Source organism: Psychrobacter sp. H7-1, assembly GCF_904846585.1.
GTDB classification, from domain to species: Bacteria; Pseudomonadota; Gammaproteobacteria; order Pseudomonadales; family Moraxellaceae; genus Psychrobacter; species Psychrobacter raelei.
Genome location: NZ_CAJHBH010000117.1, coordinates 1 through 561, shown reverse-complemented (window position 1 = coordinate 561; position 561 = coordinate 1). Strand labels below are relative to the sequence as shown.

The following is a 561-nucleotide window of genomic DNA, read 5'->3' as shown; positions in this document are numbered from 1 at the left end:
GCTGAATAATGCAGCAGCAGCGGCAGAGATTAAGAATGCGGCTGAATCAGCGAAGAGTGGTGTACAGACCTTAAATGTAGACGTTGTACCGTTAAACAAAGTATTTAACACCACCACACGCGACTTTGACGCAGATAGCACAAGCGTTGTTGCCCGCGCTGATCTGGCCTCAGAATCAGCGCCAGGCGCAGCTGATGGACTACTAGGTCCACTTACCATTGCTATCTCAGGTGATAATGACGCAGAGGTTTCAGACACCAACGGCTTTAAAGCGCATGAAGATACCGCACAGGTTGATGCTTTAGGCAACAAACTGCCATTAACGTATACCTCAACGTATAAGGACTTTGGCGATGAGATGCGTATTGGTCACATTGATGGTCAAGCGGTATTTAGTGATCTAGCCCTACCTGTTAATGGTGCAGCCGTTATTGGTAATGCCACCCAAGCGGCCAATATGCCAACAGAGGGCAGTGTCGGTTATAGCGGTGATGCCACCCATCGTCAGCTAGGCATTGGTAATGCCATCGAATTTGGTTCATCGGTATTTACCGCAGACTT

1 protein-coding gene is annotated in these 561 nt (G+C 48.5%); it reads left to right on the top strand.

What is annotated here, in order from left to right; translation table 11 throughout:
* Positions 1-561: hypothetical protein (locus JMX92_RS13430; RefSeq protein ID WP_201546168.1), on the top strand; the 561-nt coding region annotated here is incomplete at both ends.